Raw genomic sequence first — 19071 nt, 5'->3', positions numbered from 1 at the left:
TAATGGGTTCCTTATCTGGTTTCCGTGAAACTGATCCTGAATATAGTTCCTCTGTTCTTCTCCATTTTGATTGTACCCTCCAGCTGTTCTACAAGGATATTTACTAGCTGCAGGCCCAGTGAATCCGTATTCCTGAAGTCGATGTTTTCCGGAAAACCCAACCCATTATCTGAAACGACCAGTTTATACAGGTAACTCCTCTTGATTAAATTCCCTTTACTATTATTATTTGCGATCTTACCTATGTTTTTATTTTCGCTGATATCTTTCCGGCAGAGGGTAATCTGGATTTCCCCTTTCCTTCCGGGAGGGAAAGCGTGTTTTAGGGCATTAGAGACAAGTTCGTTGATAATGATCCCTAATGGGATTGCCGTGTCCATTCCCAGAAATACCTCATCCACCTCCAGCTTCAGCTTTACGTCCTCTTGCCTGACCATATATGAGCGTAGAATGTCCGAGGTAAGTTTCCCGAGATAGGCTGAAAAATCAAGGGTTTCGGTGTCTCCTGCCCTGTAGAGCTCTTCGTGGATAATGGCCATGGACACCACACGGTTCTGGCTTTCCCTGAATGCCTCTACCACTTTCTCTTCGCTGAACTGGTCGGATTGCAGTTCAAGGAGGCTGGATATTACCTGGAGGTTATTTTTTATCCGGTGGTGGATCTCTTTTTTGCGGATCTCATCGATTTTTGCCAGGGATTCTTCTGCTTCCTTTCTTTCGGTAATGTCGTAGACAGAGCCCTGCACAAGTACGGGTTTCCCTGAAGAATCGGAGATGTTCTGAAGGAGCTCACAGATCCAGCGCAATTTTCCATTCTTGTGCCTTATCCTGTATTCTCGTTCGATAAGGGTATTCGGAATAGTTCTCATTTTTACTGCATCTTCATAGATCAGGTGACGGTCTTCGGGAGCTGTTAACAGGGGCCAGGGAATAGTTCCGGAGAGAAATTCCTCTTCCGTGTATCCTGTGATTTCTTCCAGAGCCCCGTGCATGAAAAACGGATTGAAGTACATATCGCCCTGGAAAGCAATCCCCTTGAAGTTTTGCATAAATGAATGGTACTTCTCTTCGCTTTCCCTTACTTTTTCAAGGGAACTCTTAAGCTGTGTAATGTCTTTATTTGTCCCGAGCATCCTGTATATGCGTCCATTTTCATCCTTCAGGAATACTCCCCTGTTTTCCACATAAAGATAGGTCCTGTCCTTTCTCCTTAACCTGTATTCTTCACGGTACTTTTCTCCCTTTTCCAGGCACTTTTGATATGAATCAACCGTTCTTTTGCGGTCTTCCGGGTGTAAGAACTCTTTCCAGTCCTCCAGACTGATTAAATTTTTAAATTCCTCTTCACTGTAATCCGTAAGTTCTTTGATAGCTCCTGTCCAGTTTATTTTATCCTCCAGAATATCATAGTCGTATACCAGCTGCCCGGTCTGTTCGGCAACGATGCGGAACCTCTCTTCGCTTCTACGCAATTCTTCAGTTACAAGTTTCCTCTCAGTGATGTTTTTTATCACCCCGATCATCCGGTAGACTCTGCCCTCTTTGTTTCTCAAATAAGTTCCACAATCTTCCACGTAAATATAGTCCCCGGACTTTCTTTTAAGCCTGTATTCCTGAGTATAACTCTTACCGGCCTTGAAAACGTTTCTAAAATACGTAACTACTTTTTCATAGTCCTCTGGGTGGATGTGCTTTTTCCAGAGTTCCCTGGTCGTAAGCTGATGTATTTCTTCATGGGTGTAACCGCTAATGTCCCCAATAGCCCCTGCCCATTTTATACGGTCTGAAACTACATTGTAATCGTATACAAGCTGACCTGTCTTCTCTACTGCTATGCGGAACCTTTCCTCGCTTTCCCGGAGTTGTTCCATGGCAAGCTTTATGGGAGTGATGTTTTTTATTACCCCGACAGCCTTGAGGATCTGCCCTTCTTCGTTCCGCAGGTAGATCCCGCTGTCTTCTACATCGAAATGGCTTCCGTCCTTCTTCCTTAATCTATATTCCACACGGAAGTGGCTGTCTTTTTTCTGGAATTTTTTGAGTTCTACAAGAACCCTTTCCCGGTCTTTGGGGTGGACATGTTCAAACCACATCTTGCTGTCAAATTTCTGGAATTCTTCTATGCTGTACCCGGTAATTTCGGTGACTGCTCCTCCCCAGGTAAGTACGTTAGTCACATGGTCATGCTCAAAGACGATTTGTCCGGTCTGTTCGGTAGCGACCCGGAAGCGTTCCTCACTTTCCGAAAGTTTCTTCTGGGTAAGCTTCTTCTCTGTAATGTCTTTGATAACTCCAAGTGCCTTGCATATGTTTCCGTTTTCGCCTTTAAGGTAGACCCCTTCGTCTTCTACGGTGACATAGCTCCCGTCCGCCTTTTTGAGCCTGTACTCTTCAAAGAAATTCCCTCCTTCTTTTCTGCACTGTTCATGTGCCGAATTCACTCTTTTCCTGTCTTTAGGATGGATCAACCCAAGCCAGCTACTGGTGTTGATTTTTTGAAATTCCTCCATGCTATATCCAGTAATCTTGGGGATAGCTCCTGACCATTCAGTTATCCCTTTCTTATAGTCGTCATGATACAGGATCTGTCCGATATGTTCTGCAATCAGGCGGTACCTTTCTTCGCTTTTTTCAAGTTTTTCACGGGCAAGTTTCTGTTCCGTAATATCTTTCGTTAACCCGAGGATCCTATACGTCTGTCCTCTTTCATTCTCAAGAGTGATTCCACTGTTTTCTACGTAAAAATAGCTCCCGTCTTTCCTTCTGAACCTGAATTCTTGCTTGAACCTTCCCCCTCTCTTTAAATACTCTTTTATATTTTTGAGCACATACTCACGGTTTTCGGGGTGGATATGTTTGCCCCAGATCTGGGGAGTGAATTTCTGGAACTCCTCATAACTATACCCGGTAAGTTCCTTTATGGCTCCGTTCCATTCAATGTTTCCTTTTTCCAGGTCCAGGTCACATACAATCTGCCCCGTCTGTTCAACTGCGATGCGGTACTTTTCTTCACTTTTCTCAAGCTTTTCACGAGCGAGTTTCTTTTCAGTTATATCTTTATTCACTCCAATGACCCTGTAAGGGAGCCCTTTTTCGCTTTTCAGAACCGTTCCGCTGTTTTCCACGTAGAAATAGCTGCCGTCTTTCTTTCTGAACCTGAATTCTTCTTGAATCCTATCCCCGGTTTCCAGAGACCTCTTTATGCTTTCGACCACCCGCATTCTTTCTTCGGGGTGTATGTGTGAAATCCATTTGTCTTTTCCGAATTTCTGGAATTCTTCTTTGCCGTATCCCGTAATCTCCTCAATAGCTCCGGCCCAGTCTGTTTTTCCCGATTCAATCTCATAATCGTACACAAGCTGGCCTGTCTGTTCAGCTGCCAGTCTGTGTCTTTCTTCATTTTTCTCAAGTTTTTCCTGGGCGAGCTTTCTTTCAGTGATGTCTTTTATTGCACCGAGCATCCGATATACCCGGCCTTTCTCATCCCTCAGGAAAACCCCGTTATTTTCCACATGGATGTAGTTTCCGTCCTTCCTTCGTATCCGGTAGTCCTGTTGGTAATTTTTCCCCTCTTTCAGGATCTGTTCGTAGTACCCGGCTGCCCACTTCCTATCCTCAGGATGGATAAGAGATTCCCAGAGGTCCCTGGTAGAAATACGGGGGTCTTCGCTGCCGTACCCGGTGATCTCTTCTACCGCGCCCGCCCAGGAAAACCGGTCACTCTCAATATCATAGTCGTAGACTCCCTGCCCAATCTGTTCGGCAACGATGCGGAACCTCTCCTCACTTTCCACCAGTTTTTCCTGGGCGGACTTTCTTTCAGTGATGTCTTTTATTACCCCGCCAGTCCTGTAGACCTTCCCATCCTTGTCTTTTATGTAAAAGCCGTTGTCCTCTGCGTAGAAGTAGCTGCCATCTTTTCTTCTGAGCCTGTACTCTTTATGGAAGTTTTCCCCCGTTTCCAGGCATTTTTTAGAGGTTTCAACAGCCCTCTGACGGTCTTCCGGATGGAGGTGTTCAATCCAGACCTCAGGAATGAATTTCTGGAACTCCTCATAACTGTATCCTGTTAGTTTTTCAATGGCTCCTTCCCAGGTACTCCGGTTTGTCTTCAAGTCATAATCATAAACAAGCTGTCCTGTCCTTTCTGCAACTGCCCGGAATCTTTCTTCACTTTTCTCCAGAATTTCCCGGGCTATTTTCCTCTCGCTTATGTCCTTTAGTACTCCAATGATCCTGGATATGCGGCCACTTTTGTCCCTGAGGTACACGCTGCTGTCTTCCACATGGAAATAGATCCCATCCTTTCTCCTGAACCGATATTCTTCAAGGTATCTATCCCCTGTTCTCATGCACCTTTCATGGGCTTCCCAGGCCCTTTCCCGGTCTTCAGGATGTATATGGTCCCCCAAGCCTTCGAGGCCTACCTGCCTGAACTCTTCAGGGCTGTATCCGGTAAGCTCTTTGATTGCTCCCGCCCAGTCAACCTGCTTTGATCCAATGTAATAATCATATACAATCTGCCCTGTCTGCTCGGCAGCGATGCGGTACCTCTCCTCGCTTCTCCAGAGTTGTTTTTCCGCTGCCTTGCGTGGGGTTATGTCCAGCATGACGCCTGCAATCCCACTCACATTTCCGGAACTGTCTTCATAAGTGGCTTTGTGGAAAAGGAAATCTCTTTTTACACCGTCTGCACAGACTACCTCTGTCTCGTAATAATGGCTTCCCCCCTGCTTGAGAAGCTCCTGGTCATACAGCTGGTAGATTTCTGCAAGATCTTTAGGGATCTTTTTCTGAAATTCGGCAAAAGATCCTCCTATGACCTGTTCCTTCAGAAGCCCCATAATCTGGTTGGCAAAGGTTTCGTTACAGTTCAGGTAAATCCCGTCTTTGTCTCTCTGGAATACCGGGCTCGGGATGCCGTCAACAAGGGTTTCCAGAAAATTTGCGGTGTTCCGAAGGGTTTCTTCTGCCCTCTTAATCTGGGTTATGTCCTGCATAACCCCTACCATGCCGGCTGTTTTCCCTCCCTCATTCTTAAATGCAGCCCGGTTAATCAGGAAGTCTCTTATTTTTCCATCAGCACAGAGTAACTCTAAGTCCTGGCTTCGGTTCCCTCCGGTCCTGGCCAGTTCTAAATCTACCCTATGGCAGTATTCAGTAAGTTCTTCCGGGATAGATAATGAGAGGGATGGTAAGAGGGATGGTAGAGTTTTTCCGATGATTTTTTCCTTCGGGAGTCCGAGAATCTGGTTTGCAAAGACCTCATTGAAGCCTATGAAGGCGCCGTCTTTATCCTTGTAAAAGGTGGGGTTTGGCATGGTATTTAGCAAAGTGTTCAAAAATTGAATACTGTTTCGGATTTCTTTGCCAGTATTTTTTAATTCGGTTACATCCAGCATTACGGCAACCATGTTGTTTGTTTTTCCTTTCTCATCGGGAAAAGTCGCCCTGTTCACCAGATAATCCCTTTTTATTCCGTCGGCACAAACCAGCTCTTTTTCATAGGTATCGTTTCCCCCTTTTCTGAGAAGTTTCAGTTCCTGCTCGTGGATTTCTCGGGAGACTTCGGAAAAAGGTACCCTGTATATCTCAAAGAGTTTCTTGCCTATGATTTCCTCTTTTGCCAGCCCCAGGACCTTTCTGGCAAAAATTTCATTGCATCCCATGTACCTGCCTTCACTGTCTTTGTAGAAGACCGGGGCCGGGATTGTATTTAAAAGGATTTCAAAAAAGTGCAAATTGTTTCGGAGGACCTTGCCAATATACTTTCTCTCTGTAATTTCTTCAGTAAGTTTCTCGTTTTCATTAATGTATTCCGGGACTCCTTTTTCAACGAATTTTTCCAGTTTCGTTTGAAGGAGCCTGATTTTTTCTTCCGCTTCCACCTGCCTGCTTATGTCAAGCCCGTAAATGTTTACGCAGCCCTCTTTGGAGAGGGGGAAGAGCTTTATTGAGTACATCTTTTTTCCTGCAGTAAGCTCCAGGTATTCCGGACTTTTTAGAGCAAGCACTCTCAGGATGCTGTGCCTCAGGGCTTGAGGGACTCTTTCCTTTTCCCGGACTCCCCAGTCTTCCAGCAAAGGAAACGCCGCCCTATTGGCATAGACTATTGTACCATCCTTTTCCACTCTCAGGATAGGATTCGGATCATCGGAAAGAAGCTGTCCAATTAATTGTTCATTTACTTCCCTTTTGAGCTTTCTGCTGTCTTCGAAGCTTTTAGAGTCCCCCATTTTTTCCTCACTTTTCTGCTTCTGTTCCCTTTCTTTGTGGAAATGAGCCCTTTTGCCCTTTGCTCAAAATCTCCGACTAAAATTAGTTTATAGAGGATTACTTTAATTAGTTTATAGAGGATTGCTTTAATTAGTTTATAGAGGATTGCTTTATTTCCACCGTTAATATCATTTGTTTGATACTCCCGGAAACCTTTCATTTAAAAATGTATACCTTTTTGCATTATGCATCCATTATTTAAAAAGTATATGATGTGTATCGAATATTTGTATAATTATGGGGCATTTACATTCAAACCAGAAGAGTGATTCATTAATTCTTCATTCATTTTATTGAAATTGACCTTAAAAACTGAGTGCTCTTTTTTGAATATTAAGATATCCTAAAAAAGAACGCGTGCTAATTATGCGAGATTAAGCCTTCGTTTGTCCAATGTTACCTGGTTGATGGTTTTGAGTAAAAGAAAATAATGACTGGTTAATACAGGCGCCCAAAACTACCAATAAACAAAAAACACGGGCTAAATTATATCCAAACAACAAGAAAGGGAAAAACATGCTGTTGATGGACATAACAACATTTGACCCTGAAAAAGCCCCGATAAAATCTTTTGATGAGAAGGGCTATATTAGAAAATTATTACTATGTTTTCAAATTACCTTTTGTGAGCTTCTTCTCAATATTTTCAAAATAGGTAATTAATATGCGATTAACAGGAATCAGATATTTTTTCAGGACAAGCAATATCCCGACAGAAAATGATGCGACAAGCAGGGAACCCGCCATATCCATAGGGAAATGCAGCCCTGCATAAACCCTCGCGAGCCCGCTGAGGAACGCAAGTATGAATAATATCGTCCCGTTGCACCTCAAATCTCTGGATGTCAGGAGCATCAGGGAAACAGAAAACATTATAGTAGCATGGTCAGACGGAAAAGAAGACTCGGCGACATGCGCGATAAGGAGTGTCCCGGTGGGGATCATAAAGGGTCTCGGGTGAAAATAAAACAGAGTAATGATGAAATTTATTCCCAGGCCAAGAAGGGCTGCATATCCGGCAAACAGAGCTTCCTGACGATATTCATTTTTTGCAAGCCAGGTATATGCAAGATAAGCAGCAAAAATACAAATGAGATACTGCGCTGCAAATATCATAGTAGTATCAAAAGCAAAGTTCTTTCCAGCTATATCATTGATGATATGAAATAATGTCAGATTCGGATCCGTTATCATAAAGTTCACTTTAAAGCATGCAAATTTAACTTATATTGTTTTATACCATTAATTGGCTTTTGGTTGCCTGCCCACAGGATTGTTTTTTTTGTTTATGCATGGACAAATTAATCCCGGAAATTTTTGAGTAAATACGCAGTCCTTTTCCACTGTAATCTTTACCTTATCGTTCTCATCTGGTTCAGTCTCTCCGCAGCTCTCACGATAGATAATGCTCTCACTTTTTCTTTTCTTGTTTTTTCACTTCAATTCTTGTTATTATCTTTTAACCTAGTTTGACAGTTTGATTTTTATGTTGAAAAGATGGAATTAATTCTAACTAAATAATGGAATTAATTCTAACTAAATAATGGGGTTAATTCGTTAGAGGTTTGTTTATGTTTATTTCCACATTTATCCCAACTAAAGAGCTTTCAGGTAAGTTTCGAACTGCGCATGACATGATGCGCAACATTGATGGATTGCAACCTCAAGAAGCGTTTGATGAATTATTGAAATATATATTTTTAAAAACTCAAAGTGAAATAAAGGGGGATATTCTTGATTGCGAGAAAAGATTGTGTGATAGCGGATCTTTTCTCATACTGGAAAATGAACAATATACTAAATTGAACAAACTTCTTTATAATTATTTAGAACGAGTTGAATGGCTTGAAACTATATGGAATAATAAAAAATTCAACTTATCAAAAAAAGCACTTATTGCAATACATGAGATATTTAAAGATGTCACACTAACTGATATTTCTGTAGACAAAAAAAGTGCAGCTTTAAGGACTTTTCTAACGCCTGATATTAGAAAAGGTTTAGGAATATTTCTGACTCCTGATGAAGTCGTAAAGAGCATTGTTGAATATATTGATCCAAAACCCGGAGAAAAAATTTTGGATTTAGCATGTGGTTCAGCAACATTCTTGATAGAATCCTGCAAACGTTTGCAAAATAATTCCCCAAATATTTCAAATTTTGAATTATATGGCTTAGATAAAAACCCTCGCATGCTATTACTTGCTCAGCTGAACTTAGGTTTTGATGAAAAGTGCATATTTCATAACAAACTTGCAGACTCCTTATTCGTTAAAGAGGGAAGTATTGATTGGTATGTAGCAAACTCTTTTGACATAATAATTACAAATCCTCCATTTGGAGTAATTCTTGATAGTGACCAATATGATTTATCTAAATATTCAGTATGTTTAAACAAAAAAAGGCAATATAGTGAATTAGTTTTTCTGGAAAAATGCATGAAATTACTAAAACCAGGGGGTAGATTGGGTATAGTACTACCCAGAAGTGTAGTAACTAATTCTTCCTTTTTCAATGAGAGAAGAGAATTGAGCAAATATGGCTACATTGAAAGTATTGTAGTGCTGCCGGCGGAAACATTCCAGATTTCGGGAACTCAAACAACAACCATATTATTATTTGCAAAAAAATATTCGTACCCGGAGGAAATGGAGGAAAAATCCTTTGTAAAATATGTAAATATATTAAATATAGGTTATGATAGCACTGGAAGATTTAGGGACGGAAATGAATTACCATATTTAGCTTCTAACCTAAAAGATAATTGTGAAAGCTGTGAAAAAAAATTAAAACTAATTCAATTAGGTCCCACAAAAAAAAGCAGTACGTTATCAAATATTAGAGAACTAATGTTGAAACGGTTCGAGTCTGAAGATTGTATGAAATTGGGAGAGCTAACTACATATGTTGGGACAGGTAGAACCCCACCAAGAAGCAAATATAGTAAGAATGATGAAGGTTTATTTTTGGTGAAAGTTGGAAATTTAACAGGAAAAGGAATAGATTGGCTACCCAGAGATAGAAATTTTATAGGCGAAGATGAAAAAAAGAAACGTGAAAATAGCAGTACAAATTTAATGCTTCAAAAGAATGACATTTTATTAACAAGCTCGGCTCACTCCCCAAAATACATCGCAGAAAAGGTAGATTTTATAGAAGAAATCCCGGGGGTGATTGGTGGTCAGGCTTCATACGTAGGCGAAGTCATGCTAATAAGACCTGATATTAAAAAAATTGATCCCTACCTCTTATATATTTATTTATCACTTCCTTCAACGAAAGAAAAAATTCAAAGTATGATTACAGGGCAAACTGCACACTTGAATTCGAATGATTTGAAAAGCTTGACCGTCCCAATGGATTATATCGAGAGCACACATGAATTAAATAAATTCAAAGAAATTGTGAAACAACAAGTTAAACTTGCTGCTGAATTAAATTGCACAATCTTCAAAAAATTGAAGTTAATCAATTTGGTAGAGTCCTCAAATATAGGCAGAGATCTTTGATATGTTCAGGGAATTTTCCAACCCCTGTTATTCCTTTCCACAAGAGCATTCTCACAACCTGACAGGATGCACCTGACAGGATGCTATACATGGATGCCGGTTTATGAGGTCAAGGACGGAATGGTTGTCCAGCCTGACTGTGTCTACGTCATCCTGCTTAACCACGCGTGATTTTTCAGGCTGGTACGCCGAAGTTCTGGAAACTTACCGCAACCAGCGACTCACCAAATATAATATTGGATGCTCTAAGTCTATTGCCACTGGTTTTTCAGTTAAACTGCGGAAGATCTGTGCTTTCAACAATTGAAATAGCGGTATTTTATGCTTGCGCCTTGAAACCTCTAAATAAACGAATATATTACTTTTTTTTAAAAATATACGATTTTCAAGGAGCTTTATGCTTATTTAACACCTGATTTGTGACGATATGTGATATCAAAAGTTTAGAAAAAATTATTTTCATAAATAAATCCTTTTAAACCCTTTTTACCCATAAATAAATTCATTTTTCAGGGAGGAAAATTCCTTAACTGATGGCCAATTGAGAATACTTATAATATACGATAATGGGATAAATTATTGATTTAATTCGAAAAAACAAACACAACCCCTATGTTCTGAAAAATGAAGAGTGATTGTTATGCCTGAGATTTTCAGTAACTCACTTTCGGAACTCAAAGTTTAAGGTGCTTTATAAGTGTTAAATACGTTATTTACGGATATAAATAGTTTTTAAAATTTAAAAACTCTTATTTTACGAATTAAACCTTTTAAAACTTTTATTTTATTAATTAAACCTTTTTAAGCTGGTTATTATTATAAGTATGTTTATATTTAATCTACCCAATTCTAGAATTGTCAAGCCGCAACTAGTCGGTAAGGCAATTAGAATAAAAGTTGATTTAAGCAGCCGGCAGATAGCCGGAAAGACAATTTAAAGAACAAAACCGATGCTTTCAAACTCTGGAAGATTTATCGGTATTGATTTTAGTATCAATAAAGGGGTTAAATAAATTAATGGAGTGTGTGGATCTTGAAAATGAAAAAGATACTGGGAATTTTGCTGGCAGTTTGTTTCGTACTGTCAGTGACAGTTGCATCAGTAAGTGCAGCACCTAATAAAAATGATCGGCAATGGGGCAACGAAAAATCTAAATATGACAGTCAGAAGAAAAACTGGGACAGTCAGAAGAAAAACTGGGATACTCAGAAGAAAAACTGGGACAATCAGAAGAAAAAATGGAATGGGAAGAACAGAAATAACAATAATTATAAGAGATGGGGCCAAAATTACAATGCCTGGAACAAAAACTACAACAGATGGTTCCAGCTTTATATGCAATGGTGCCTAAAATATAAGAAGTGGAACAATCAGTACTGTGGCTGGTACAGCAGTTTTGGTAGGCATCACTGAGGCAGACTGTGGAGGGTTACGCATACCCCGCTTCAGGGGATGAAGTGAACCCTCACTGGCTTCTCTTTTTGTTTCTTAGTTCTATCTTTTCCTTAGTTCTATTTTTTTCCTTAGTTCTATCTTTTCCTTAGTTCTATCTTTTCCTTAGGAGCTATTGGAAATGTAACTGCTTATAACCAAGCATTACACGAGGGAATTACAGAGGAAACCGAGGAGTTTCAATTGCGTGAGTGTAGCACGTGAGTGTAGCACGTGAGTGTAGCACGTGAGTATTAGTGCTTCTCATCCGTTAAAATCACAATATTTTCACGTCCATTCTTGAACTTCTTAATCAGTCCTCTCTTTTCCAGGTCTGAAAGCAGAAGGCTGACTTTTACTTCGGAATATTCCAGCTTGCTGCGTAGATTTTTCTGGGTAATCCTGCCTTTATGGCCTCGAATAACATCCAGGACTTCACACAGATCTGCAGAAAGAGGAGGTTTTTTAAGAGCAGCAGTTTCAATTTCAGAATTACCTGCAGGTTCTATTATTGGATCCGTTACGAAGACAGCTTCCCCAATATTTCCGAATCCAGACGTCACTTCCGAACCAGTACTTTTACCGGGGACTTTTGCCAGAAACCCGGGTATATTGAACTTTCCTTTCTGAAGCCTATTTTTATTCGTCTTTTTGTATTTGCTGGAAAGTTTATAGCCCCCTCCGAACAGAATAATAAGCGTAAAGGCTATTGGAAGGTAACTTATAGTTGAAGAGCTAGTCCCGGTTTGTTCGGGAGGAGCCATGCTATTGGGGTTATTCATTTTAGCTGAAATTGGTTCTGTTACCGGATATTCGGAGACTGGATAAAGCAAGAGATCGAAAACATAATTTCCTTCATCTTCAATCTTGAAAGTTGCTTCTTTTGAATAGATGAGGGTATTGTTCTGGTAAAACCTGGCTGTAATAGTATAGTCTCCGGGCACCAGTTCAAAGGAATACACACCGTTTTTTGCTACCATGGATTGGGGAGGAACTGAATTTATATTGATAACAGTATCGTTCAGTGGTTCAAGGGTATCCCATAAATATGTTGTCCCGTGGACTGTTGCAGTGATGTTTTTGTCTTCTAAGAAAGGTACCCCTAAAGTGAGCGATGCAGATGCCACTAAAGTGAGTAGAGCAGCAGTGAAAATAATGCAGAACCTCAGATTCATTTTTACCAGCAAATCCAGTATTGTATGAGATTGTGGAGATTAGCTACCAAGAATTGTGAACAAAAAAATCTCTCTACATTTTCCCAAATATAAGAGATTTTTTTTATATATAGAAAATATTTCTTATATATAGAATATTTTTCTTAAATAAGGGGAATTTTTCCTGAACATCGGGTACTTTTCCCGAATATGGGAGGCGTATTCGTTTTTCAGGTTTGATCAATAACTTGCCCCTATGATCCAATCTGGACTATCTTATTCCCCTTGATCTGATCTGAACTATGTTATTCACGAGCACGTTTCAAAAATTAATTCCATTAATCCACACCCCAATTAATATTTTTACTTCGTGAAATAAAATCTAATTGATCACCCAACTGATCACAATTAAATAAGGATAGATAGTAGATAAATATTTCATTTATTATTAATTCCGATTTAAATATATAATGAATATAAAATGGAAATATATAAACATGTGATGTATCAAAAATTATCACTATTGACATAAATATTTATAAAAATTTGCAAAACCTTGATTGTGAAAAGACAGGAAAAAAAGTTAAAAAGTTGAAAACCAATACCAGATTAAGAAGACCCGGAAAATGGTTCTTAAAGAAGTCAATTTAAATATAACTTTTAACGGAAAATCCTCTGTTCCGGGTGTTATCTCAGGGATTACAATATTCTAATTTTTATTTTCAAGGGGTCTTACCCCTTATTTTAAGCATTCGTATCTACTAGCCCTTATTTTAAGCATTCAGCTCTTATTTTAAGCATTCGTATCTACTAGCCCTTATTTTAAGCATTCGTATCTACATTTATTGTAGCTATCGAGATATCCGTTTTTGTAGCCTTTATTGTAGCTTTCTTTGTAGTCTCTGGTCCAGCTGGGTTTGTTGAAAGGAGTGGGTATTTTATTGAGAATCTCTTTGCTTCCATATTGCCAGCAGTCTTTATGACCCTGTTTTTTGCCATCTTTATAGCCTTTGTTGTAGCCTTTGTTGTAGCCTTCTTTGCTCTTGTCGTACTTACTATTGTCAGCTGCGCTTACTGACGCAACTGTCACTGACAATACAAAACAAAGTATCAGCAAAATAGCAAGAGTCTTTTTTGTCCTATCAAATTTGTTATATTTCATAAATTATACTCCTGATTGTGTTCAATTGCATGAAAAAGATTTATACACCGATGAAAAGACTCTGTTCTGAAATCCGGTGATTTCTTAAATCCAGTGATTCTGGATTGTTCCCACAATATTGACCACTAACAATATTTGCTGAAACGAAGCTCGATCACACTGATGATTCCTGTGTAGATCACTTCCCTTCAACCTTTCATCTCTGGATAATTCGTTCCAATTGTCTTGCCAGCTATCTATTGGTTGATAGTTTAATATTAACCGGTTTAAATATAAATATACTTACTCAAAAAGAAGTAAATAAGATTTAATTAAAAAAATAAGTATTTCTAAACTTTCAATTTAAATTATAACCAAAAATAATCCATTAAATAATTATATAATTCTTTAAAAATCGTATTTTCCATTAAATTCCCATAATAATGGTTTTTCGCTATTTGGAAGTTTTTGTACTTTGCTTTAAGGTTTTTCACACTTGTGTACCATGTATCAAACCAAACAAATTCGGGTTAAAACCACGTTGCAGGATATCAGGATCAGCCGTAACTGATCCTGTAGATTGCATTATTCTTATCATCTGACACAAGCAAAGCTCCGTCAGGCATTACAAGGACGTCCACAGGTCTACCCCAGGCTGCAAGTCCCAGGAGCCAACCTTCGGCAAAAGGCTCATAACTTACAGGGGTTCCGTTTTCCAGCCTGACCAGGGTAACCCTGTACCCTATGGGAATTTTCCTGTTCCAGGAGCCGTGCTCGGCAATAAAGATCTGGTTCCTGTATTCTTCAGGGAACATCGTGCCTGTGTAAAAGGTCATCCCAAGAGAAGCCACATGAGGGTCCAGTTTTATCTCAGGTGGTGTGAACTCGGAGCAGTTTCTGAGTCCTCCGTATTCAGGGTCAGGAATATCACCTGCATGGCAGTAGGGAAAGCCGAAATTCATACCGGGTTCGGGAGCCCTGTTAAGTTCGTCCGGAGGCAAATTGTCCCCAAGCCAGTCCCTTCCATTGTCAGTAAACCACAATTCTTCAGTTTCGGGATTCCAGGCAAAACCTACCGTGTTCCTTATTCCTCTTGCAAAGATTTCGAGCTGGCTCCCATCATGTTCCATCCGCATTATCGTTCCGTAGAGCTCTTCTTCCTTTTCGCAAACATTACACGGCATACCCACAGGCACATACAGTTTTCCATCGGGACCGAATTTGATGTATTTCCATCCATGTGCGCGGTCGGATGGAAAATCTCCGTTGACCACGACTGGCTCGGGTGGATTTTCAAGCCTTGCTTCAATATTGTCATAGCGGATCACCCTGGAAACTTCGGCTACATACAGGGAGCCGTTCCTGAACGCCACCCCATTTGGCATATCCAGGTCTTTGGCAAGCACAATTACCTCATCGGCTTTATTGTCCCTATTCCGATCAGGGACGGCATAGACCTTCCCCGTGTCCCGGCTTCCGACAAAAAGTGTCCCGCCTGGACTAAGGGTCATGGACCTTGCCCCTCCAACATTTTCGGCGTAATAATCAATAGAAAAATCGGGTGGAAGCTTGATGCAGGCAGGTCCTGCCCCGTTTTCCCCGCAGTTATCAATCGGCACGGTTCTCAGGACGGCATAAGCTGCAAAAATAAGGACAACAAAAGCAAAAAATCCGAGTATTATCCTTGTTACCTTCATAATCTCTCCATTCTACCTGAAATTCTATCATTTTAGTGCCATTGCAGCTTTGAGAAGTTCTTTTTCTGTCTCAGGGCTGGCATATCCCTGCCCTTTCCAGCAAACAATACCTTTTTGATCCAGTAACAAAACATAGGCAAGGTTAGTATTTTCCATTCCAAGAGCTTTTTGGTAGCCGGAATAGTCTCCATAAAAGGTTACCACGTTGTCATGTTTCTTCACTGGGATTCCTCCTCTCATACCGGCATCAATCATCCAGGAGAGGACCTTCCAACCTGCGTTTATCATCGGGACTTCGTAGACTGCAAACATGCTGTCTTTTCCAAACTCCTGCTCAAAGGGTTGAGCCCAGGAATCGATCATACTCTGTGAACTTCGCACAAAAGCAATACAGACGAGTGCAATTTTTCCTTTCATGGCTTCAGGAAGGGTCACAACCCTGCCTGCAAGTGATTTAGATGTGATTTCAGGAAACAGCTGTCCGATTATCTCTTTTCCAGTTTTTGAACTGTTCTGCTCTGCTTTTATGAAATCCCCCCGTATTTAAACTAAAAATAAAAAATTAAGATTAATACCCATATTATAATATTGTAGAAATGCTTTTCCTGAATAGTCCTATCATAGTAAGATATATTTAATATTCGGATCTAAGGTTAGGGTGTCCACTTCATACAATAGAGAGGAAGCTGCGGCACCCTTTATGAGGGGTCTGTCACATTGAAGCCAGCAAGAATCGGCTGTCAGTGTCTCATTATTACTTTATGGCAGCCCGTTTCATACTCACCTTATTTCAGGTTTTATGGTGATGATATGAGGATAAACATTGCGCTGGCGTTGACATCAGCTGTTTTTATGATGACGTGGGTTACAAGTTTTGTATCCATCATATTCAGCTCCATGTCTATTATAACACCGGGTTTTATAGCATCCGATTTACTGTTTATCATCATCATCGAATTATTGGGTATTATCTCTCTTTCTGGTTCTGTGCTTTTCTTACTGGAAGCCAGAAAAACACTATCTCGATGGTATCTGGCAATCCCTCTGTGTATTTCCCTATCTATATTCGTTATAGCAAATTTTCTGGTCTATTCTAATGGGAAATCATTTCTTGGTGACCCGGTAAGCGCAGTAGAGACTCTCTGGATCATTATACTGGTTTTACTGTCCCCCTGCTCTGCATTATTTTTTATATCCTCAAATGGGCACGATGGTTCAACGAACGTATACGTTGCAGTTTCATCTGCAGCCAGTATATTTTCTATGTATTTTCTTATTCTCGCACTCAGAGATATTTCAAAATGGTCGAGCATTGAGGCAGTGTTATTGCCCCTGGCTTTTTACTGGGTTATCTGCATATCGGCTATAGGAGTATGCTTTTTATCAAAAGCGGTAATGTACAGAGAGGACGATAACACACAGGAGTCCTGAAAGGAATCTTTCAATGTGGTTATACAGTCTGAAATAAGTTCTATTACACATTAAGGCTATATGCTTACTTTTCAGACCAGTCGGATTAATACTTTCACCCGACTTCCTCAAGCCTTTTTTATATGTTTTATTCTATCTGATATGATGCCTGCCCCCAATCCTGAAACAAACACTTCCGACAGACGAATCACTTTCCATGTAGATATGGACAGCTTTTTTGCGTCTGTAGAGGTTAGAGAAAGGCCAGAACTGAAAGGACTGCCCGTAGTTGTGGGTTCTGATCCTAAAGAAGGGTCCGGAAGGGGAGTTGTAAGCACCTGTTCTTACGAGGCAAGAAAGTATGGACTCCACTCGGCAATGCCTATTTCACAGGCTTACAGGCTCTGCCCGAGGGCTGTTTTTTTACCTGTGAACATGAAACTCTATGCAGGGGTTTCGGCAGGGGTAATGGAGCTTTTGCGGAGGTTTGCAGAAAAGTTCCAGCAGGTCAGTGTAGATGAAGCTTATCTTATACCGGGGCCTGAGGTCCGGAATTTTGAAGAGGCGGCTATCTATGCTCTCAGGATAAAGGATGAGGTGCAGAGGCAGCAGGGGATCACCTGTTCTGTTGGGGTCGGGCCGAACAAGCTTATTTCAAAAATTGCTTCGGGTTTTCAAAAGCCTGATGGACTTACAGTAATCAGGCCTGAAGATGTCAGGGATTTTCTTTTTCCACTGTCAGTTTCTAAAATTCCGGGAATCGGAGAAAAGACAACGGAAAACCTGAAAAGTATGGGAATTAACAGGGTAGAAGAGCTCGCAAACTGTGATATCCAGCTGCTTTCGGAAAGATTTGGGAAAATGGGGCTCAGGATGAAGCAGTTGGCAAACGGCCTCGACTTTGGAGAGGTCGTTGAAAAAGAAGGCGTAAAGTCAATCAGCAGACACGGGACCTTTGCAGAGGACACGAATGACCCTGTGAAAATCTCCGGGTCCCTGGATATTCTTATAGAAAGCGTGCATGGGTCCCTTCTGAAACACCATTTTCTTTTTAAAACCGTAACCCTTATAGTGCGCTTTGAGGACTTTTCTACTTATACACGCTCAAGGACTCTCCCTTTCTGGACTTCGGATATCTTCGTGATCAAAAGGACAGCCATTCAGCTTTTGTCGGAATTCATAGGCAGGGGGAAATTCAGGCTTGTAGGTGTAGGGGTCACAAAATTTAGGGAAAGAGATGAAAGGCAGACTCTGATTACGGATTTTCCTTAATCGGTCTTTTCCAATCTTTGCTTGGGGTTATTATAGGAGTCTCCTTTTTTGGATTGGTGGGAATCATCATCGTCCCCCTTCTACTTGCTTACTTTCACCTCACCGTAAAAATATTTTTGGAAGAATACCTTTCGAACAACGAGTGAGAGAGTGATAAGGAGACTTTTAAACATATTAAATTTCTATATATGAAAAGGATTATTATTCCTGCAAACCGATAGAAACATATGAAGATTGAAATTCTTGGGTGTGAGTCCTTCGGAGCAAGGTCTCTTGCCTGCGCTGTAAAAACCGGGGAGAAAAAAATTTTGATTGATCCGGGGGTTGCCCTTGCTCGCCTGCGTTACGGTTTACCTCCCCACCCTGTAGAGGTTGCAGCTGCTTTCAGGATCAGGAATAAGATCCTTGTTGCACTTGAAAGTGTAACGGACATAGTAATCAGCCACTACCACGGGGACCACATGCCCATGAAAGCTGAAGACCCTTATCAGCTGCCAGTAGAAGCCCTCCCTCCCCCGGAAGGAATCAGGTTCTGGTGCAAAGGACCGGAGGATATTTCCCGGCTCTCTGCCAGAAGGAGAAAAGAACTCTCAACCTTTCTTGGCTTTCCCCTTCCGAATTCCGAAGGCATTAGTTTCGATGGCATAAGTTTTTCTTCACCTGTTCCGCATGGGACAAAAGGTAAGGGTTTTGGCACGGTGATGATGACCTGCGTAAGGGAGGGAGACGAGGTCTTTGTCCACTGTTCCGACATCCAGCTCCTGGACAGGGGAGCTGTGCTTGAAGTACTTGCCTGGAAGCCTACGATCGTTTTTGCCGCAGGTCCCCCGCTTTATCTCTCCCATCATGTCCCTGAAGCTTCAAAAGAAGCTTTTGAAAATGCCCTCCTCCTGGCTGAAAGTGTGGATACGCTGGTCCTGGACCACCACTTGCTGCGGTCTTTTGGGGGCTACCGCTGGTTAAAAGAGCTTGCCGGAAAGGCAGAAAACAGGGTGTTTTGTGCAGCAGAATTTATGGGAAATAAGCCGGATCTGTTTGAAGCACAGCGAGCCGCCCTTTATGAAAATATGCCTGTTCCCCCGGGATGGCACGAAGCCTATGCAAGGGGAGAGGCGGATTTTGAAGGATACCTCTGACATAAATGGTCAGAAAAATGCCTTTAAGTCGGAAATATAACCTA

11 protein-coding genes are annotated in these 19071 nt (G+C 40.9%); 5 read left to right on the top strand and 6 right to left on the bottom strand.

The window, feature by feature from the left end; translation table 11 throughout:
* Positions 1–11 precede the first annotated feature (11 nt).
* Together MSWH1_RS17535 and MSWH1_RS08780 are read right to left on the bottom strand one after the other, a co-directional pair.
* Positions 12–6236, bottom strand: coding sequence for a PAS domain-containing protein (locus tag MSWH1_RS17535; protein WP_052723152.1), 6225 nt, complete (start codon positions 6234–6236; stop codon positions 12–14).
* A gap of 643 nt (positions 6237–6879) precedes the next feature.
* Positions 6880–7470, bottom strand: coding sequence for an undecaprenyl-diphosphatase (locus MSWH1_RS08780; RefSeq protein WP_052722666.1), 591 nt, complete (start codon positions 7468–7470; stop codon positions 6880–6882).
* Between the two features lie 377 nt (positions 7471–7847).
* Between MSWH1_RS08780 and MSWH1_RS17530 the strand changes: the two genes are divergently transcribed.
* Positions 7848–9785, top strand: a complete 1938-nt coding sequence (locus MSWH1_RS17530) for an N-6 DNA methylase (RefSeq protein ID WP_052723151.1) — start codon at positions 7848–7850, stop codon at positions 9783–9785.
* A 1039-nt stretch (positions 9786–10824) separates the two neighbouring features.
* Complete coding sequence (locus tag MSWH1_RS08770; RefSeq protein WP_048127815.1) at positions 10825–11199, top strand: hypothetical protein; 375 nt, start codon at positions 10825–10827, stop codon at positions 11197–11199.
* A gap of 272 nt (positions 11200–11471) precedes the next feature.
* Here the strand turns inward: MSWH1_RS08770 and MSWH1_RS08765 are convergent, their stop codons facing one another.
* The 4 genes from MSWH1_RS08765 to MSWH1_RS08750 all read right to left on the bottom strand — a co-directional run bounded on the left by MSWH1_RS08765 (position 11472) and on the right by MSWH1_RS08750 (position 15674).
* On the bottom strand, positions 11472–12392 hold the full coding sequence (locus tag MSWH1_RS08765; RefSeq protein WP_048127813.1) for a winged helix DNA-binding protein: 921 nt from the start codon (positions 12390–12392) through the stop codon (positions 11472–11474).
* A gap of 796 nt (positions 12393–13188) precedes the next feature.
* Positions 13189–13533, bottom strand: a complete 345-nt coding sequence (locus MSWH1_RS08760; protein WP_048127811.1) for a hypothetical protein — start codon at positions 13531–13533, stop codon at positions 13189–13191.
* A gap of 536 nt (positions 13534–14069) precedes the next feature.
* The gene (locus tag MSWH1_RS08755) at positions 14070–15209 is read right to left on the bottom strand and encodes a sorbosone dehydrogenase family protein (protein WP_048127809.1); all 1140 of its coding nucleotides are present in this window, start codon (positions 15207–15209) and stop codon (positions 14070–14072) included.
* A 27-nt stretch (positions 15210–15236) separates the two neighbouring features.
* A complete protein-coding gene (locus MSWH1_RS08750) occupies positions 15237–15674 on the bottom strand; it encodes a hypothetical protein (protein ID WP_082088085.1) in 438 nt (145 codons plus the stop codon).
* 252 nt (positions 15675–15926) lie between these two features.
* Between MSWH1_RS08750 and MSWH1_RS18140 the strand changes: the two genes are divergently transcribed.
* From MSWH1_RS18140 to MSWH1_RS08735, 3 genes are all read left to right on the top strand, one after another.
* Positions 15927–16640, top strand: a complete 714-nt coding sequence (locus MSWH1_RS18140; protein ID WP_231591696.1) for a hypothetical protein — start codon at positions 15927–15929, stop codon at positions 16638–16640.
* Between the two features lie 141 nt (positions 16641–16781).
* The gene (gene dinB, locus MSWH1_RS08740) at positions 16782–17891 is read left to right on the top strand and encodes a DNA polymerase IV (RefSeq protein WP_048130338.1); all 1110 of its coding nucleotides are present in this window, start codon (positions 16782–16784) and stop codon (positions 17889–17891) included.
* 227 nt (positions 17892–18118) lie between these two features.
* The gene (locus MSWH1_RS08735) at positions 18119–19027 is read left to right on the top strand and encodes an MBL fold metallo-hydrolase (protein WP_048127803.1); all 909 of its coding nucleotides are present in this window, start codon (positions 18119–18121) and stop codon (positions 19025–19027) included.
* The last annotated feature ends 44 nt before the right edge of the window (positions 19028–19071 follow it).

Origin of the sequence: Methanosarcina sp. WH1, from assembly GCF_000970005.1 — an archaeon.
Lineage (GTDB): Archaea > Halobacteriota > Methanosarcinia > Methanosarcinales > Methanosarcinaceae > Methanosarcina.
Note: the sequence above shows the minus strand (reverse complement) of the source record. Positions and strands in the feature narration are given on the sequence as shown.